Source organism: Roseateles noduli (assembly GCF_050626985.1).
GTDB lineage: Bacteria > Pseudomonadota > Gammaproteobacteria > Burkholderiales > Burkholderiaceae_C > Roseateles > Roseateles noduli_A.
The window spans coordinates 2,022,321-2,041,231 of sequence record NZ_CP192463.1; the positions used below are offsets into that span (position 1 = coordinate 2,022,321).

Here is an 18,911-nt window from a genome sequence, read left to right on the forward strand (position 1 = left end):
GAAGTCAACGAGCGCGCCTGGGGCCGGAAGGGTGCTTGGGGGTCCTGGAGGGATCCCCCATGCACCCTGGAGCGCCCGCGCCTGGCCTCACGAAGTCATCTTCCAAGCTGCCGCGGCCTCTTCCCACACATCGGGGCTGCGAGCCACAAGCAACCCCGGCAGCCGGTCGCCAGCGCGATAGGGCGTGCCGTCCAGCCGCGCCGCAAAGCCGCCGGCTTCCGTGATGAAGAGCGTGCCTGGCGCATGGTCCCAGGCGAGCTTGCGCCAATACAGCGTCGCGTCGAAGGCGCCTTCGGCGAGTGCGGGGTACTCCGCGCCGGCGCAGTTGAGTCCGGGCAGGATCTCGACGCCCTGCCAGGTCGCGACGCGGTCCTGGTGTTCCTGCGGAAGGAAGCGCGTCTTGACGACCGCCCGCTTCAGCCCCGGGCCCGGCGCCGTGCGCAGCCGTTCCGTCTCCCGCCAGGCGCCCTGCCCGCGCCGGGCGTGATGCAGCACGCCCGAGATCGGATCCAGCATCCAGGCCCCGACGGTCACGCCGTCTTCCAGCAGCGCCACCATCGACGACAGCGGTTCGCGCCCCGAGATGAAGTTGAAGGTCCCGTCCAGCGGATCGACCAGCCACACGGCGCCCTCGTCGAGCTGGTCGAGCAGCTCCGGCGTCTCCGCGCATTGCTCTTCGCCGACGACGCGCGAGCCGGGCACCAGGGCGCGCAGTTCGGGGGTGAGGAAGGCCTCGACATCACGATCGACGGTCGTGACCCACTCGCCGGGGGCCTTCTCCATCACCTCCTCGTCCGCCAGGTGGCGGAAACGCGGCGCGATCCAGGTGGCGGCGGCGTGGCGCAGCAGTGCGGCGACGGGGTCAGGCGTTGTCGAGGTCATCCGACGATGCTACCCGCAGTGCCATGCCCCTGACGCGAGCCTCGATGCCGGCCCGGGACGGCCGCACCACGCACGCGCTCGCCCCGGCCCCCTCAAGACCCGGCCCCGAGGGCCGATATCGGAGCATCGCCCGGGAATCCATCATGCACGTCGCCATCCCCTCCGCCTCCTCGGCATCGACTTCGTCCGGGCCCTCCGCCGCGGCCTCCGGCACCGGCTCCGACGCGCAGATCGCACGTCTGCAATCGCAGCTCAAGCAGTTGCAGAAGCAGATGAAGGACCTTGCCTCGGACTCGACGATGGACGCCCAGGCGAAAGACAAACGTCAGAAGCTGCTGCAATCCCAGATGCAGATGGTGATGGACCAGATCGCCCAGATCCAGAAACAGGCAGCGGAGGCCGCGCAGGCGAAGGCAGCGGAGCGATCCGGCCAGAGCGCCGCGCCCCAGGCCTCAACGCAGGCTCAGGCCCCGGACCGGGAGCAGGACCGGAAGCAGGACGCGGATGAGGCCGGCGCGAAGCGTTCTCGCGCTCAGGCGTCGCTGGGCGCCTTCCTCGACGAATACGCCTGAGCCTCCTCACGCTAGGATTCCACCCCTGAAGGGGTTCCACATGGTCACGACGATCAAACGCGAAGAGTTCTGTTTCCTGGTGGTCGACGATTTCTCGACCATGCGCCGCATCATCTCCGGGCTGCTCCGCGAGCTGGGCTTCAAGAAGATCCTCGAGGCCGAGGACGGCAAGGCCGCGCTGCGCCAGCTCGAGCTCTGCGCCGAGTCCGGCGAGCCGGTCCACTTCGTCCTCAGCGACGTGAACATGCCGGTGATGAACGGCTTCCAGCTCCTCGAGGCCTTGCGCGCCAAGCCGGAGTCCGATCCGCTGCGCAAGGTGCCGGTCCTGCTGGTCACCGCCGAAGGCCGCAAGGAAGACATCATCCGCGCCGCCCAGCTCGGCGCGACCGGCTACATCGTCAAGCCCTTCAACAAGGACACGGTCGGCGACAAGATCCACCTGACGCTGAAGAACCGGAACATCCTGGTCGACTGAGGCACGCGAGGGCCTGGCGCGCGAAACGCGCCAGACGCGCCAGACGCCCGTAACGCACGTAACGCACGTAACGGCTTCCAGGGAGCGTCCCGCCGCCACGCCGCGAGACACTCGCGACCCTTCGTTGCTCCCGCTCCCTCGCATGACCGACCGCAGGCAAGTCCTCGCCGCGGCGCTGGGTTCGCTGCTGATGCCGACCACCCGGTCCATCGCCGCGCCCTCGCTGCCGGATGCCACCGGGCCTTACGCCCTGCCCGGCACCTTCGTCCATCCGCTGCCCGATCCGGCCACCGGCCGCCGCTACGAGGTCTGGATCGACCTGCCGCCGAATGCGCCTCCGAACACCGGTCCCCGACCGGCCGTGTTCGTGACCGACGCGCCCTATGCCTTCCCGCTCGTGCGGGCCCTGCGCAACCGCGTGGGTCAGCAGGGTCGCAACCTGGCCGACTTCGCGGTCGTCGGGTTGGCGGGGCCCGCGGATGAATCCGCCGTGGAAATGCGCTCGCGCGACTACACCCCCAGCGATCCCCGCACGCGGCCTGGCCGCCCCGCCGATCGCCATGGCGCGCCGCGCTACGGCGAAGGGGCGGCCTACCTCCAGTACCTGGCCGAGGTCGCGGTGCCGGCGATCTCCGCGCGCTACCAGCTCGACCCGGCCCGCCGCGTGCTGCTCGGGCATTCCTACGGCGCGCTGTTCGCGGCGCAGGTCCTGTTCGCCAGGCCGGCGCTGTTCAGCCACTACATCCTCGGCAGTCCGTCGTTCTGGTTCGATCGTCACCTGATGTTCGAGCGGGAAGCGGCCTACGCGAAGCAGCACACCGACCTGCCGGCCCGCGTCTTCCAGTACGTCGGCGGCTACGAGGCCGTCGCGCCGGGACCGCGCTTCAACAAGGAGAGCGACCTCGTCGCCGACATGCGCCGCTTCGAGACACAGCTGCGCCGGCGCCGCTACAAGTCGCTGCGCATCGAGAGCCGCGTTCTGGCCGGCGAGGACCATCTCACCGTCGCGCCGGCCGGCGCGACGCTCGGCCTGCTGTGGGCGCTGCCCGGGAAAGGGCCGTACGAGGGTTGACGCGATTACCATCCTCGCCACTGAACGGAGAGGATGGCGCATGGGGGCCAAGACTTGGATGCTGGTCATCGCGGACGGCGACGCTCGCGCGGCCCTGGAAGGGCAGCCGGCGCTCGACCGCGACGCCACGCGCGCGCTGGCGGAACGGCTCTTCCCGGGAGAGTCGCTCGAGCTGATCGGCGAAGGCGATCTGAGCTATACCAATCCGCCGGACCCGCTGATGTTCATCGGCTGCTTCCCCGGCGTCTCCGTCATCGCGGCCAGCGAGTTCGCGGTCGACCACCCTTCGCAGCTGCCGGGCCGCTTCCTCGACATCGCAGGCAAACGCCGGATCACCTTGCACGCGATGCACAGCGTGGTGGACTGGTTCGCCTTCGCCGTCTGGGAAGACGGACGCCTGATCCGCTCCCTGAGCCTGTCCCCCGACAGCGGCATCCTGGAGGACATCGGCGAGCCGCTGCCCTTCGAGGCACCGTACTGGGCGGAGCAGCAGCGCGTAACCAGCGACGAGGGCGAGGACGCCTACCCCCTGCCCTTCCATCCGCTGGAGCTGGGCGAAGAGGTCCTGCTCGCCCGGTTCGGATATCAGCTCGAGGGCAGTGGCGCCGCGAGCGTCGATCCGTTCTCGATCCCCTTGCTGCACTTCCAGCGCTCGGGCACGCGGCGCAAGGCGGCACTGGAAGAGACGCCCGAGCCCTCGCCCTGGTGGAAGTTCTGGTGACGGGGCTCGTCGCGGCGCCCCGGCGGTGCGGATCAGGCGCCTGAGCCGGACGGCCCGCCCAGGGCCTTCACCACATCGTCCGGCGCCTGGACCAGTTCGATCAGCACGCCCTCCCCGCCGATGGGGAACTCGCCGCTGCTCTTCGGGTGGATGAAGCAGATGTCGTGGCCTGCCGCCCCCTTGCGGACGCCGCCCGGTGCAAAACGCACCCCGTTCGCGGTCATCCATTCCACCGCCTTGGGCAGATCGTCCACCCACAACCCGACGTGATTGAGCGGTGTCGCGTGGACCGCCGGCCGCTTCTCCGGATCCAGCGGCTGCATCAGATCGACTTCGACCCGATGCGCCCCGGCGCCGATCGCGCAGATGTCCTCGTCGACGTTCTCCTGTTCCGACACGAACGTGCCGGTGACCTCCAGCCCCAGCACGTCGACCCACAGCCGGCGCAGCGCTGCCTTGTCCGGCCCGCCGATGGCGATCTGCTGGATGCCGAGGATCCGATAAGGCTTCGTTGCGTTCATCGTCATATTGATTGGCTGTCAATAACTAATAGAGGTCTCATACCCTGGAAACTGAGCGTGGCGGGCCGGCTGGAAACCCGTGAACTTATCACGCCCGACACACGCCCAACCCGGTCGAGCCCGGGGCCAGTCCAGGGTTTCATCAGACTTCGTTCACACTGCTTACATCGTGTTTCAGGCACGTACCGCTGCAATCCATCGCTCATCGAGCCGCTCCACGTCGTGCGTCGGAACTTCAGGATCACGCCTAAGTGCCGATCAACATTGGATGTCTGGCGCGTGACAAGTGAACGGTCGTTCGAGAGTGGCGCCAAAACCCCTTGCCTCGGCAAGCATCTCGCCCCCCCGCGTTCGCGGGCTTTACGCCGCTTCTGTAACCGTGAACTGAGGCCGACTCCAGGCCCTTTTGTTCCGTTCACGTTAAGCAAGCCGCCAATAACATTTCTGGGCTAGCTCAAGTTTGTCAATCGGCGACCGAAAACCGAATGACGGCATCCGGAAGTTCGGGCGCCCGGCAACAACAAGCTGACCCAACCCCACCTCGCGCCTATGGGCGCATCCGCCCCCATAGGTTCACGGAGTTCCAAGATGGCATCGCTGATTACCAACCTGACGACCGACCAGATCGCCGCCCTCACGTCGACGACACTGGCGCGCCTGACCAGCGAAGACTGGGCCGCGTTCACCACCGAGCAGTTCCAGGCGCTGACGACCTCGCAGTTCGCCACGCTCGGCACCAAGGCCGTGTCGCTGTTCACGACGACCAACATCGCCGCCATCGAGTCCGACGACCTGCGCGCGTTGTCCACCGCCGCGGTGCAGACCTTCACCAGCGCCCAGCTGAATGCCCTGGGCTCCGACCAGTTCGGCGCGATGACGACCCGGCAGGTCGGCGCGATGACCACGCAGCAGGTCAGGAACCTGGAATCGGATGACCTGAACGCGTTGGCCTCCGACCAGATCCGTGCGCTGACCACGCAGCAGGTGGCCGCCATCTCCACCAGCCTGATGGGCAGCCTGGCCTCCGACGACCTGCAGGCCTTGAAGACCGATCAGATCAAGGCCCTGAGCTCGCAACAAGTCGCCGCCCTCTCCACCGAGGGCGTCGCCGCTCTGGCGACCAACCAGGCCGCCGCGCTGAGCAGCACGCAGACCGCCGCGCTGACCTCGGACCAGGCCGCCGCCCTGACCTCCGACGCCGTGCACGCGCTGAGCACCGCCGCCGTCAAGGCATTGGGCACCGACCAGGTCGCCGCGCTGAACTCCGACCAGGTCGCCGCGCTGACCACCGCCCAGATCGGCGCGTTGTCCACGCAGCAGATCCGCCAGTTGGCCAGCGATGAGATCGCCGCCCTGGACACCAACCAGATCCGCGCCATCACCACGCAGCAGATCGCCGCGCTGACCACCGACCAGTTGGCCGGCGTCGACAGCGCCGACGTGCAGGCGCTGACCACGGCGCAGGTCCGCGCGCTGAGCTCCGCCCAGGTCGGCGCCCTGAGCACCGACTCGATCGAGGCGATGAGCTCCGGCCAGATCGGCGCCCTGAGCTCCACCCAGGTCAAGGGCCTGACGACCGACCAGATGGCGGCCATCAGCTCCGACGACATGAAGGCGCTCTCGACCGCCACCATCCGCGCGCTGACGACCGACCAGGTCCAGGCGCTGAATTCCGACCAGGTCTCGGCGCTGACCAGCACCCAGATCGGTTCGCTGACGACCGGCCAGGTCGCCGTGCTGTCCACCGATGAACTGAACGCGCTGAGCAGCGCGCAGATCCGCGCGCTGGGCACCGCCCAGATCGCCGCGCTGTCGACCGACCAGGTCTCCGGCATGGAGTCCGCCGACGTCCAGGCCTTCACCACCGGCCAGGTCGCCGCGCTGAGCTCGGCCCAGATCGCCGCGCTGTCCACCGACGCCATCGTCGCGCTGACCTCCGGCCAGTTCGCGACCCTGACCTCCAAGCAGTTGGCCGGCCTGTCGACCGACCAGATCGCCGCCATCGAGTCGCAGGACCTGCGTGCGCTGTCCTCCGCCGCGATCCGCTCGCTGACCACCGACCAGTTCGATGCGCTGCAATCCGACCAGGTCGCCGCGCTGACGACCCAGCAAGTCTCCGCCCTGACCACCGGCCAGGTGCAGGCCATGTCCAGCGACGACCTGAACGCGTTGGGCTCGGCCCAGATCCGCGCGCTGGGCACCGCCCAGGTCGCCGCCCTGTCGACCGCCCAGGTCTCCGCGATGGAAAGCGCCGACGTCCAGGCCCTGACCACCGGTCAGGTCCAGGCGCTGAGCTCGGGCCAGGTGGGCGCGCTGTCGACCGAGAACATCGCCGCCCTGAGCTCCGCCCAGGTGGCCGCGCTGTCGACCAAGCAGATCGCCGGTCTGACGACCGACCAGGTCGCCGCCATCGACACCGCCGACCTGCGCGCCATGTCCACGGCCGCGATCCGCTCGCTGACCACCGACCAGTTCGACGCGCTGAACTCCGACCAGGTCGCCGCGCTGTCGACCGCCCAGGTCTCCGCGCTCACGACCGGCCAGGTCCAGGCGATGTCCAGCGATGACCTGAACGCGCTGGGCTCGGCCCAGATCCGCGCGCTGGGCACCGCCCAGGTCGCCGCCCTGTCGACCGCCCAGGTCTCCACGATGGAAAGCGCCGACGTGCAGGCGCTGACGACGGCGCAGGTCGCCGCGCTGAGCTCGACCCAGATCGGCGCGCTGTCGACCGACAACGTCGCCGCGCTGAGCTCGGCGCAGGTCGCCGCGCTGTCGACCAAGCAGATCGCCGGTCTGACGACCGACCAGATGGCTGCGATGGAATCGCAGGATCTGCGCGCCCTGTCCACGGCCGCGATCCGCTCGTTGACCACCGACCAGTTCGATGCGCTGCATTCCGACCAGGTCGGCGCGCTGACGACCCAGCAGGTCGCCGCGCTGACGACCGGCCAGGTCCAGGCGATGGCCAGCGATGACCTGAACGCGCTGGGCTCGGCCCAGATCCGCGCGCTGGGCACGGCCCAGGTCGCCGCCCTGTCGACCGCCCAGGTCTCCACGATGGAAAGCGCCGACGTGCAGGCGCTGAGCTCCGGTCAGGTGCAGGCGCTGAGTTCCGATCAGGTCGGCGCCCTGTCGACCGACAACATCGTCGCCTTGACGTCCTCGCAGGTCGCCGCTCTGTCGACCAAGCAGGTCGCCGGCCTGACGACCGACCAGATGGCCGCCCTCGAGACGGGCGACCTGAAGGCGCTGGGCACCGCGGCCATCCGCGCGCTGACCACCGACCAGATCGCCGCGCTGGGCTCCGACCAGATCGCCGCGCTGACGACCGCCCAGGTCGCCGCGCTGACGACCGGCCAGATCGCCAACCTGACCTCCGACGACCTGAACGCGCTCACCAGCGCCCAGATCAAGGCGCTGTCGACCACGCAGGTCGCCGCCCTGACGACCGCGCAGGTCTCCACGATGGAGAGCAACGACGTCCAGGCCCTGTCCACGCAGCAGATCGTCGCGCTGAACTCCGACCAGGTCGGCGCGCTGTCGACCGAGAACATCGCCGCGCTGAGCTCGCAGCAGGTCGCCCCGCTGTCGACCAAGCAGGTCGGCGGCCTGACGACCGACCAGGTCGGCGCCATCGAGACGGTGGACGTCCGCGCGCTGTCGACCAACGCGCTGCGCGCCCTGACGACCGCACAGATCGATGCGCTGAACTCCGACCAGATCGCCGCGCTGACGACGGCCCAGGTCGCCGCGCTGACGACCGCCCAGGTCCAGGCGCTGGCTTCCGACGACCTGAACGCAATGGGCTCGGCCCAGATCCGCGCGCTGTCGACCGCCCAGGTCGCCGCGCTGACCACCGGCCAGGTCAACGGCATGGAATCCGCCGACGTGCAGGCCCTGACGACGGCGCAAGTCGCCGCGCTGGGTTCGGCGCAAGTCGGTGCGCTGTCGACTGAAAACGTCGCCGCGCTGACCTCCGCCCAGGTGGGCGCGCTGACGACCAAGCAGGTCGCCGGCCTGACCACCGACCAGATGGCCGCCCTGGAAACGGGTGACCTGAAGGCGCTGTCCACCGCCGCGCTGCGCGCCCTGGGCACCGACCAGATCGAGGCCCTGGGTTCCGACCAGATCGCCGCGCTGTCGACCGCCCAGGTCGCCTCGCTGACGACGGGTCAGATCAGCAACCTGACCTCCGATGACCTGAACGCCCTCACGAGCGGCCAGATCAAGGCGCTGTCGACCGCGCAGGTCGCCTCGCTGACGACCGGCCAGATCGCGACGATGACCAGCGACGACGTCGCCGCGCTGACCACCACGCAACTGCAGTCGCTGGGCTCGGCCCAGATCGGCGCGCTGAGCACGGACGCGATCGTCGCGCTGAGCTCCGCCCAGGTGGGCGCGCTGACGACCAGGCAGGTCGCCGGCCTCACCACCGACCAGATGGCCGCCATCGAGACCGGTGACCTCCGCGCGCTGAGCAGCACCGCGCTGCGCGCCCTCACCACCGATCAGCTGAACGCGCTGGGTTCCGACCAGGTCGCCGCCCTGAGCACGGTCCAGGTCTCCGCGCTGACGACCGCGCAGGTCGCCGGCCTGGCCAGCGATGACCTGAACGCGCTGAACAGCGCGCAGATCAAGGCGCTGGGCACCGCGCAAGTGGCCGCCCTGACGACCGCGCAGGTCTCGACGATGGAATCCGCCGACGTGCAGGCCCTGACCACGGCGCAGGTCGCCGCGCTGGGCTCCGCCCAGGTCGGCGCGCTGAACACTGACTCGATCGTCGCGCTGACCTCGACGCAGGTCGCCGCGCTGAACAGCAAGCAGGTCGCGGGCCTGAGCACCGACCAGATGGCCGCGCTCGAATCGGGCGACCTGAAGGCGATGGCCACCAACGCGCTGCAGTCGCTGACCTCCGCCCAACTGGAGGCGCTGAACTCCGACCAGATCGCCGCCCTGTCGACCCAGCAGGTCGCCGCGCTGTCGACCGGCCAGGTGAACAACCTGACCTCGGACGACCTGAACGCGCTGACCAGCGGCCAGATCAAGGCCCTGTCGACGCAGCAGATCGCCGCGCTGTCGACCGCCCAGGTCTCGACGATGGAATCGGCCGACGTGCAGGCGCTCGCCACCAACCAGGTCGCCGCGCTGAGCTCGGCCCAGGTCGGCGCGCTGAGTACCGACTCGATCGTCGCCCTGACCTCGGGCCAGGTGGCCGCGCTGACCAGCAAGCAGGTCGCCGGTCTGACGACCGACCAGATGGCCGCCCTCGAGTCGGCTGACCTGCGCTCGCTGTCCTCGACCGCCCTGCGTGCCCTGACCAGCGACCAACTGCAGGCCCTGTCGACCGATCAGGTCCAGGCGCTGTCGACCGCCCAGGTCGCCGCGCTGACGACCGGCCAGGTCAGCCAGCTGGCCACGGACGACTTCGGTGCATTCACTTCCGGCCAGCTGCGCGCCCTGGGCACCGCCCAGATCGCCGCGCTCGGCACCGCCCAGCTCGACGCGCTGAACAGCGACCAGGTCGCCGCGCTGACGACCCAGCAGGTCGCCGCGCTGACGACCGGCCAGGTCAGCAACCTGTCCTCGGACGACCTGAACGCCCTCACGAGCGGTCAGATCAAGGCGCTGACGACCCAGCAGGTCGCCGCGCTGACGACCGGCCAGATCAACACGATGGAATCGGGTGACGTCGCCGCGCTGGCGACCAACCAGATCGCCGCGCTGAGCTCGTCGCAAGTCGGCGCGCTGAGCACGGACGCCATCGTCGCGCTGACCTCCTCGCAGGTCGCCGCGCTGACGACCAAGCAGGTCGCCGGCCTGACGACCGACCAGATCGCCGCGATCGAGACGGGCGACCTGAAGTCCCTGTCCACCGTCGCGCTGCGTGCCCTGGGCACCGACCAGCTCGACGCGCTGGGCTCCGACCAGATCGCCGCGCTGTCGACCGTCCAGGTCGCCGCGCTGACGACCGCGCAGGTGGGCAACCTGTCCTCGGACGACCTGAACGCCCTCACGAGCGGCCAGATCAAGGCGCTGACGACCCAGCAGGTCGCCGCGCTGACGACCGGCCAGGTCTCGACGATGACCAGCGACGACGTCGCCGCGCTGACCACCGCGCAGGTGCAGGCCCTGGGCTCGGCCCAGGTCGGCGCCCTGAGCACCGATGCCGTCGTCGCCCTGAGCTCGGCGCAGGTCGCCGCGCTGACCTCCAAGCAGGTCGCCGGCCTGACGACCGACCAGATCGCCGCGATCGAGACGGGCGATCTGAAGTCCCTGTCCACCGTCGCGCTGCGGGCCCTGGGCACCGACCAGCTCGACGCGCTGGGCTCCGACCAGATCGCCGCGCTGTCGACCGCCCAGGTCGCCTCGCTGTCGACCACGCAGGTCAGCAACCTGTCCTCGGACGACCTGAACGCCCTCACGAGCGGCCAGATCAAGGCGCTGTCGACCGCGCAGGTCGCCTCGCTGACGACCGGTCAGGTCTCGACGATGACCAGCGACGACGTCGCCGCGCTGAGCTCTCAACAGGTCGCCGCGCTGAGCTCCGGCCAGGTCGGCGCGCTGAGCACCGACGCCGTGGTCGCCCTGAGCTCGGCGCAGGTCGCCGCGCTGAACAGCAAGCAGGTCGCCGGCCTGACGACGGACCAGATGGCCGCCCTGGAAACGGGTGACCTGAAGGCCCTGTCGACCAACGCCCTGCAGGCGCTGACCTCGGCCCAGCTGGAAGCGCTGGGCTCCGACCAGGTCGCCGCGCTGTCGACCCAGCAGGTCGCCGCGCTGACGACCGCCCAGGTCAGCAACCTGACTTCCGACGACCTGAACGCCCTCACGAGCGGCCAGATCAAGGCCCTGACGACGCAGCAGGTCGCCGCGCTGACGACCGCCCAGGTCGCCGCGATGGAGTCCGCCGACGTGCAGGCGCTCGCCACCAACCAGGTCGCCGCGCTGAGCTCGGCCCAGGTCGGCGCGCTGAGCACCGACTCGATCGTCGCCCTGACCTCGGCACAAGTCGCCGCGCTGACCAGCAAGCAAGTCGCCGGCCTCACGACCGACCAGATGGCCGCGATCGAAAGCGGTGATCTGAAGTCGTTGTCGACGGTCGCCCTGCGCGCGCTGACCAGCGACCAGCTGCAGGCGCTGAGCTCCGACCAGGTCGAAGCGCTCACCACCTCCCAGGTGGCCGCGCTGACGACCGGCCAGATCAGCCAGTTCGCCACGGACGACTTCGCCGCGCTGACCACCGGCCAGCTGCGCGCCCTGACCACGGGTCAGGTGGCGTCGCTGACCTCGGCGGAACTCGAAGCCCTCGGCTCTGACCAGATCGCCGCGCTGACGACCCAGCAGGTCGCCGCGCTGACGACCGGCCAGGTGAGCAACCTGACGTCGGACGACCTCAACGCGCTGACCAGCGCGCAGATCAAGGCGCTGAGCACCGCCCAGGTGGCCGCGCTGACGACCGCGCAGGTCTCGACGATGGAGACCGCCGACGTGGCCGCGCTGGCCACCAACCAGGTCGCCGCGCTGAGTTCCGACCAGGTCGGTGCCCTGACGACCGATGCGGTCGTGGCGCTGAGCTCGCTGCAGGTCGCCGCGCTGACCAGCAAGCAGGTCGCCGGCCTGACGACGGACCAGATCGGTGCGATCGAATCCGGTGATCTGAAGGCCTTGTCCACGGTGGCGCTGCGTGCGCTGACCAGCGACCAGCTCGCGGCCCTCGGTTCCGACCAGGTCGCTTCGCTGACGACCCAGCAGGTCGCCGCGCTGACCACCGGCCAGGTGAGCAACCTCACCTCGGACGACCTGAACGCGCTGACCAGCGCCCAGGTCAAGGCGCTGACGACCCAGCAGGTCGCCGCGCTGACGACCGCCCAGGTCTCGACGATGGAGAGCAACGACGTCGCCGCGCTGTCCTCGCAACAGGTCCAGGCGTTCAGCTCGGCCCAGATCGGCGCGCTGAGCACCGACTCGGTGGTCGCGCTGAGCTCCGCCCAGGTGGCCGCGCTGTCCTCCGCGCAGGTCAAGGGCCTGACGACGGACCAGATGGCCGCGATGGAAACCGCCGACCTGCGGGCACTGTCCACGGTCGCCCTGCGCGCCCTCGGCACGGATCAGCTGGAAGCGCTCGACAGCAACCAGATCGCCGCGCTGACGACGCTGCAGGTCGCCTCGCTGACGACCGCGCAGATCGCCAACCTGACCAGCGACGACCTGAACGCGCTGACCAGCGGCCAGATCCGCTCGCTGAGCAACGCCCAGCTGCAGGCCCTGACGACCGCGCAGATCTCGACGATGACGACGGACGACGTCGCCGCGTTGACCTCGACGCAGCTGCAGGCCTTCGGTTCGGCCCAGGTGGGCGCGCTGAGCACCGACGCGATCGTCGCCCTGAGCTCGTCGCAAGCCGCGGCCCTGAGCTCGGCCCAGGTCGACGGCCTGACGACCGACCAGCTCGCGGCCTTCGAGACCGGTGACCTGCGCAGCCTGAGCACGCTGGCGATCCGCTCGCTGGACAGCGCGCAGCTCGAAGCCCTGGGCTCCGACCAGATCGCCGCGCTGAGCACGCAGCAGGTCGCCGCGCTGAGCACGCTGCAGGTGAGCCAGCTGGCCACCGACGACGTGCAGGCGCTGACCTCGCAGCAGATCGTGTCGATGAGCTCGGCCCAGTTGCACGCCTTCACCACCGACCAGGTGCAGGCGATCGACACCGGCGACCTCGCGGCCATCAGCAGCGTGAACATGGTGGCCTTCGGCTCGGCGGACTTCGAGGCCTTCACCTCGGATCAGATCCACGCCCTGACCTCGCAGCAGTGGAGCGCGGTGGGCGCCACGCAGGTGGCCGGCATCGAGACCGCCGACATCGCGTCGATCACCACCGACGGCATCCATGCGCTGAGCACGACCGCCCTGCACGCGTTCAACACCGACCAGATCGCGGCGCTGACCAGCGACCAGGTCCATGAATTCAGCACGGCGCAACTGCGCTCGCTGGGCACGGACCAGATCGCGGCGCTGTCGACCGAGGACATCGCGTCGATGACCAGCACGCACTTCGCGACGCTGACGTCCTCGCAGTTCCACGCGTTCACGACCGACCAGATCCTGGCGATGGATTCCAGCGACATCCATGCGCTGACCTCCATCCAGGTGCAGGGTCTGTCGACGGACCAGATCGTGGCGATGACGTCCGACCAGTTCATCGGCTGGGACACGCAGGACCTGGCCAGCATGAACATGCAGCAGGTGCTGGCGATGACGTCCGACCAGACGGCGGGCTTCAGCGGTGAACAGACCAACGCGCTGTTCCTGGCTTCGCCGATCGTGCTGGACCTGGACGGCAACGGCATCCAGACGGTGTCCGCGTCGCACGGCGTGAACTTCGACCTGAACGCCACCGGTCACAACGACAAGTGGGGTTGGGTCGGCGGCAACGACGGCCTGCTGGTGATGGATCGCAACGGCAACGGCTCGATCGACAGCGGTGCGGAGCTCTTCGGGGCCGGCACCACGGTCAACGGCCGCAAGGGGCTGGACGGCTTCGCCGCCCTCGCCTCGCTGGACTCGAACCATGACGGCCACATCAACGGCAAGGACGTGGACTTCAGCAAGCTGCAGGTCTGGGTCGACGCCAACCACGACGGCAAGACCGACACGGGCGAGCTCAAGACGCTGGCGGACCTGGGCATCGCCGATCTGAACCTGGGCGCCACGAAGGGCACTGAGGTCGACAACGGCAACGTCCTGGGTCTGGTGTCGAGCTTCACCAAGGCCGACGGCACGACGCACGAGATGACCGACGTGTGGTTCTCCAAGGACGGCTCGCAGCACACGGCGACCGGCGCCACGGCGGCGACGCCGCACCTGGGCGACCTGCTCGCCCAGCCGGAGGCCAACCTGCTCGGCGGCGCGACGGCCCAGACCGCGACGGCCACCACGGCGGCGACCACCGCCGCGGCGACCGACACGGTGAACCACGACGTCATGAGCGCGGCCTACAAGAAGCTGCATGAAGACGACCAGAACGGCGCTGCTCCGCTGATCTAAGCGGCAGTGCGGAACCGGGGGCCTCGCGCCCCCGGTTTGCCGTTTGCGGCCTTCGCCCACGCGATGCGTGTCGAGCGGCCGCAAACGACAGACCGTCAGGTTTCAGAAGTACTCTCCTTTCCCGCATGGCCACCTTCGACGTCGGTTCGCTCACTCCCGAGGAGATCGCAGCGCTCACCACCACGCAGCTCGCGACGCTGACGGGGTCGGAGTGGGCCTTGCTGACCGCCGAGCAGGTCGTGGCGCTGACGACGATCCAGGTCTCCGCGCTGTCGGCCCGCCAGCTCAACTACCTCGCCTCGGGGCAGCTCTCGGCGATGGAGCTGCAGGACGTCCAGGCAATCAACACCGCCGCGATCCGCACGCTGACGACGGCTTCGCTCGCGGCGCTGACCACCGACCAGATCCACGCGCTGACCACGACGCAGATCCCGGCCCTGACCGTGGACCGGCTGCGCCGCATGGACAGCGACCAGTTCACCGCGCTCGACAGCACGCAGATCGCGGCGCTGTCGTCGGTGCAGGTGCGCGGCCTGGGCAGCCAGCAGATCGGCATGCTGACCACCGACGAGGTGGCCGTCTTCAGCACCGCCTCGATGCAGGTGCTGAACACGGTGCAGATCGGCGCGCTGAGCGTGGACCAGCTCAACGCCTTCGACACCGCCCAGATCGGCGCGCTGCGCGGCAACCAGACCAAGGGCCTGAGCGGCGAGCAGCTCAGCGCGCTGAGCACCGACGCGTTGCAGGCGCTGACCACGGGCGCGGTGCGCGGCCTGAGCACCGCCGCCGTGTCGCAGCTCTCTTCCGACGCCGTGCAGTCGCTGGACAGCCGGCAGATCGCCGCGCTGACCAGCCAGCAGTTCCGCACGCTGAGCACCGACGCCCTCGTGGCGCTGACGACCGAGCAGGCCGGCGCGCTCAACACGCTGCAGATCAAGTCGCTGAGCACCACGCAGGTCGCGGCGCTCGAGGGCGAGGACCTCGCCGCCATCGGCACCAAGGGCCTGCGCGCGCTGAACTCGCAACAGCTGGCCGCGCTGTCCTCCGACCAGGTCGACGCGCTGAGCTCGCGCCAGGTGCAGAGCCTGACCTCGACCCAGTTGATCGGCCTGGGCAGCGATCAACTGCCGGCCTTCAGCACCGATGAACTGCGGCTGCTGAGCAGCAGCGCGCTCGTGGGCCTGAAGCCCGAAGTGCTGGGCGCGATGAGCGCCGAGCAGCTCGGCGCGCTGAAGACGGTGCAGATCGCCATGCTGACGACGCGCCAGCTGGCGGCGTTCGACACCGACGACCTCGCCGCGCTGTCGACCGCACAGATCGCGGCGCTGAACTCCAAGCAGCTGCAGTCGCTGACGCCGGACCAGTTCCATTCGCTGACGACCGAGGACCTCGCCGCGCTCAGCAGCGCGACCTTGCGGGGCCTGACGCCGGCGCAGCTCGCGTCGCTGAGCTCGGAGCAGCTCGCCGCGCTGAGCGGCGCCCAGACCGCGTCGCTGTCGACGACACAGCTGCGCGACCTGAGCGACGAACAGCTGTCCGCGCTCGGCACCGGCGCGATCCAGGCGCTGACCACGCGCGTGATCGCGACGCTGACCGATCACCAGCTCGACGTGCTGAACTCCGACCAGCTGCAGGCGCTGACCAGCGCGCAGGTCCGCGCGCTCACCACGGCGCAGTTGTCCGCGATGACGGTGGAGGACCTGAACACGCTGACGTCGGCGCAGTTCGCCGCCTTCACGTCGGCGCAGTTCCGCGGCCTGACGACCGATCAGGTCTCGCAACTCGAGCCCGAGGACTTCGGCGCGCTGAACGCATCGGTGATCCGCTCGCTGAGCAGCGCGCAGGTGCAGGCGCTGGACATCAACCTGGTGGCCGCCTTCAGCACCTCGCAGACGGGCGCGCTCAACGCGGCCCAGATCGGCGCGCTGACTGCCGGCCAGTTGCAGGTCCTGTCTCCGCAGGCGCTGCAGGCGATCTCCACGCTGGCGATCCGCGGTCTCACCGCGGACCAGTTGGACGCCCTCGGGCCGACCGGCGTCGCGACGCTGCGCGACGGCCAGCTGGCCGCGCTGAGCACGGCGCAGGTGCGCAGCCTCGACCGCGACAGCTTCAACGCGCTGGGTTCGGCCCATTTCGCCGCGCTGACCTCGTTCCAGCTGGCGGCGATCTCCACCGACGAGATCGGCGCCCTGGCGCCCGAGCTGCTCGCCGGCGTCAAGCCGATCTACCTGACCGCGCTCACGACCGACCAGATCCACGTGCTGAGCCGCGAGCAGGTCGGCGCCCTCGGCAGCGCGCAGACGGCGCTGCTCGGCACCGGTCAGGTCGCCGCATTGACGCCGTCTCAGATCGACGCGCTCTCCACCGACGGCGTGCGCGGGCTGAGCGTGCAGGCGCTGCAGAGCTTCAGCACCGGCCAGCTCAATGCCCTCGTGCCCGAACAGTTCGCGGCCATGCGCACCAACCAGGTCGCCTCGCTGACGACCACCCAGTTGTCGGCGATGGAACAGGCCGACTTGAACGCGCTGGACTCGGCGCAGTTCGCGGTCTTCTCGTCGAAGCAGCTGGCGGCGTTCACGACCGACCAGATCAGTCAGCTCGAGTTCCAGGACGTCGTCGGGCTGAATACGCGGGCGCTGCTGGGACTGACCTCCGCCCAGCTCGGCGCGATGAACGTCGACAGCATCGCCTCGCTGAGCAGCGCGCAGCTGGCGGCGCTCAGCTCGAAGCAGCTGCTGGGACTGACCGCGGACCAGATCGACCACCTGAGCACCGCGCAGCTCGCGAGCCTGGGCTCGCAGGCGCTGCTGGGCCTGAGCAGCGACCAGTTCGGCTCGCTGGACCTGGACCAGATCGCCGCGCTCTCGGCCAGGCAGGTCGCGGCCTTGACGTCGCTGCAGATCGCCGCCATGGACCCCACGGCGCTGGCGGCGCTGACGACGCTGCAGTTCGCGGCCTTGCGGTCGTCGCAGCTCGCGGCGCTCGGCGGCACGCAGATCGCCGCGCTGGAGACGCAGGACCTCGCCGTCCTGCACACCACGGCGCTGAAGGCGATGGGCTCCGACCAGATCGCGCTGTTCAGCACCGATCAGATCGCGGCGCTGCGGCCGGACCAGGTCGGTTCGCTGACCTTCCAGCAGGCCGCGGCGATGCACACGGAGCAGATCCAGGCGCTCGGCACGGCACAGGTCCTGGGCCTGACGAACGTGCAGGTCCTGGCATGGACCAGCGACCAGATGGCCGCGCTGGACGCGCAGGATGTGGCGCTGCTGCCGGGCCGGGCGATCCGGGTGATGGACGCCGGCGACTTCGCGGCGCTGTCCACCGACCAGGTCCATGCGATGACCAGCACGCAGCTGGTTGAAATGACCGGTTCGCAATTGAGCGGCTTCGGCACCGAGGACTACGCGGCGCTGACCTCGACGGCCTTCCGGGGGCTGGGCACGGCGACGTTGAATGCGCTGTCCACGGACGTCTTCGCGGCCTTGGGCTCGGACCAGATCCACGGCCTGACGACGCAGACGCTGCGCGCCTTGCACACCGAGGCGATCGCGGCGATGAATTCCGACGCGATCGAGGCGCTCGACAGCCGGCAGGTCGCCGCGCTGACGACGCAGCAACTCGCGGCGATCACGTCCGAGGCCTTCGCCACGATGTCCAGCGACGACCTGACCGCGCTGAGCCGCGATCAGGCCAAGGCGCTGACGGTGGACCAGATCCACGCGATCGGCAGCGACGCGATCGTGGGCTTCGAGACCCGCGACCTGGCCGCGCTCAGCATGGACCAGGTGATGGCGTTCAGCACCGAGACCATCCATGCGATGTCCGGCGCGCAGCTGGACGCGCTGTTCCTGGCCACGCCGATCATGCTCAACCTCGACGGCCACGGCCTCGGGACGGTGTCCGCGGCGCAGGGCGTCAGCTTCGACATGAACAACACCGGCCACGCCCAGCAATGGGGGTGGATGGCACAGGGCAACGGCCTGCTGGCCCGCGACCTGAACGGCAACGGGCAGATCGACTCGGGCGGGGAACTCTTCGGCACCGGCACCGCGATGGCCAACGGCAAGCACGCGGCCAACGGCTACGAAGCGATGCAGGCCATGGACGCCAACGGCGACCATGCGCTCAATGCGCTCGACGCCGGCTTCGGCCAGTTGCGGATCTGGGCCGACGCCAACGGCAACGGCAGGACCGACGCGGGCGAACTCAAGTCCCTGACGGAGCTGGGCATCGTCGAACTGGACCTGAACGCACGGTCGAACTCGACCGTCGATCACGGCAACCTGATCGGGCTGATCTCCGGCTACAAGACCGCGGACGGCGTCACGCACCAGATGGGCGACGTCTGGTTCTCGAAGACGGCGGACGGCTCCGGGACCACGGCGGATGCGGGCACGCCCCTGCCGGCGGCGTCGGACCTGCTGGCGTCGCCGAAGACTTCGGAGACCGCGCTGCTCTCCGAGGGAACGTCGGGATCGACACCGGCCGCCGTCGCGACGGGCACGGACGCGCTCGCCCATGCGGCCGTGACGCACGCGACGCTGACCGCCCTGAAGCGCCAGGACGACGAGAACAACGGCAGCACGCCCTTGCTCTGACCGCGCTCGCGGGCGTCCCGCAATAT

The 18,911-nt window shown here is 69.6% G+C and carries 8 protein-coding genes; 6 read left to right on the top strand and 2 right to left on the bottom strand.

Annotation, left to right across the window (positions count from 1 at the left end; all coding sequences use genetic code 11):
* Positions 1 to 87: 87 nt before the first annotated feature.
* Positions 88 to 882: an inositol monophosphatase family protein gene (locus ACQ4L4_RS08785; RefSeq protein WP_431103865.1), complete on the bottom strand. Its 795-nt coding sequence runs from the start codon at positions 880 to 882 to the stop codon at positions 88 to 90.
* A 143-nt stretch (positions 883 to 1,025) separates the two neighbouring features.
* On the opposite strand from ACQ4L4_RS08785, the gene ACQ4L4_RS08790 reads away from it, so the two are divergent.
* The 4 genes from ACQ4L4_RS08790 (at position 1,026) to ACQ4L4_RS08805 (ending at position 3,722) form a co-directional block, all read left to right on the top strand.
* The gene (locus ACQ4L4_RS08790; RefSeq protein WP_431103866.1) at positions 1,026 to 1,454 is read left to right on the top strand and encodes a FlxA-like family protein; all 429 of its coding nucleotides are present in this window, start codon (positions 1,026 to 1,028) and stop codon (positions 1,452 to 1,454) included.
* A gap of 40 nt (positions 1,455 to 1,494) precedes the next feature.
* Positions 1,495 to 1,929: a response regulator gene (locus ACQ4L4_RS08795; protein ID WP_377154810.1), complete on the top strand. Its 435-nt coding sequence runs from the start codon at positions 1,495 to 1,497 to the stop codon at positions 1,927 to 1,929.
* A gap of 142 nt (positions 1,930 to 2,071) precedes the next feature.
* Positions 2,072 to 3,001 (top strand): alpha/beta hydrolase, encoded by a 930-nt coding sequence (locus ACQ4L4_RS08800; protein ID WP_431103867.1) that lies wholly within the window; start codon positions 2,072 to 2,074, stop codon positions 2,999 to 3,001.
* A gap of 40 nt (positions 3,002 to 3,041) precedes the next feature.
* Positions 3,042 to 3,722, top strand: a complete 681-nt coding sequence (locus ACQ4L4_RS08805; protein ID WP_431103868.1) for a DUF6928 family protein — start codon at positions 3,042 to 3,044, stop codon at positions 3,720 to 3,722.
* Between the two features lie 32 nt (positions 3,723 to 3,754).
* Here ACQ4L4_RS08805 and ACQ4L4_RS08810 read toward each other — a convergent pair whose 3' ends face one another.
* Entirely contained in the window at positions 3,755 to 4,249 is a 495-nt protein-coding gene (locus ACQ4L4_RS08810) for a VOC family protein (protein WP_431103869.1), read from the bottom strand.
* A gap of 582 nt (positions 4,250 to 4,831) precedes the next feature.
* On the opposite strand from ACQ4L4_RS08810, the gene ACQ4L4_RS08815 reads away from it, so the two are divergent.
* Together ACQ4L4_RS08815 and ACQ4L4_RS08820 are read left to right on the top strand one after the other, a co-directional pair.
* Complete coding sequence (locus tag ACQ4L4_RS08815) at positions 4,832 to 14,284, top strand: beta strand repeat-containing protein (RefSeq protein ID WP_431103870.1); 9,453 nt, start codon at positions 4,832 to 4,834, stop codon at positions 14,282 to 14,284.
* Between the two features lie 125 nt (positions 14,285 to 14,409).
* On the top strand, positions 14,410 to 18,885 hold the full coding sequence (locus ACQ4L4_RS08820; RefSeq protein WP_431103871.1) for a hypothetical protein: 4,476 nt from the start codon (positions 14,410 to 14,412) through the stop codon (positions 18,883 to 18,885).
* Positions 18,886 to 18,911: the final 26 nt, after the last annotated feature.

Coding starts and splice junctions, on each gene's coding strand:
- ACQ4L4_RS08785 (WP_431103865.1), bottom strand. CDS start 882: ATGACCTCGACAACGCCTGACCCCGTCGCCGCACTGCTGCGCCACGCC.
- ACQ4L4_RS08790 (WP_431103866.1), top strand. CDS start 1,026: ATGCACGTCGCCATCCCCTCCGCCTCCTCGGCATCGACTTCGTCCGGG.
- ACQ4L4_RS08795 (WP_377154810.1), top strand. CDS start 1,495: ATGGTCACGACGATCAAACGCGAAGAGTTCTGTTTCCTGGTGGTCGAC.
- ACQ4L4_RS08800 (WP_431103867.1), top strand. CDS start 2,072: ATGACCGACCGCAGGCAAGTCCTCGCCGCGGCGCTGGGTTCGCTGCTG.
- ACQ4L4_RS08805 (WP_431103868.1), top strand. CDS start 3,042: ATGGGGGCCAAGACTTGGATGCTGGTCATCGCGGACGGCGACGCTCGC.
- ACQ4L4_RS08810 (WP_431103869.1), bottom strand. CDS start 4,249: ATGACGATGAACGCAACGAAGCCTTATCGGATCCTCGGCATCCAGCAG.
- ACQ4L4_RS08815 (WP_431103870.1), top strand. CDS start 4,832: ATGGCATCGCTGATTACCAACCTGACGACCGACCAGATCGCCGCCCTC.
- ACQ4L4_RS08820 (WP_431103871.1), top strand. CDS start 14,410: ATGGCCACCTTCGACGTCGGTTCGCTCACTCCCGAGGAGATCGCAGCG.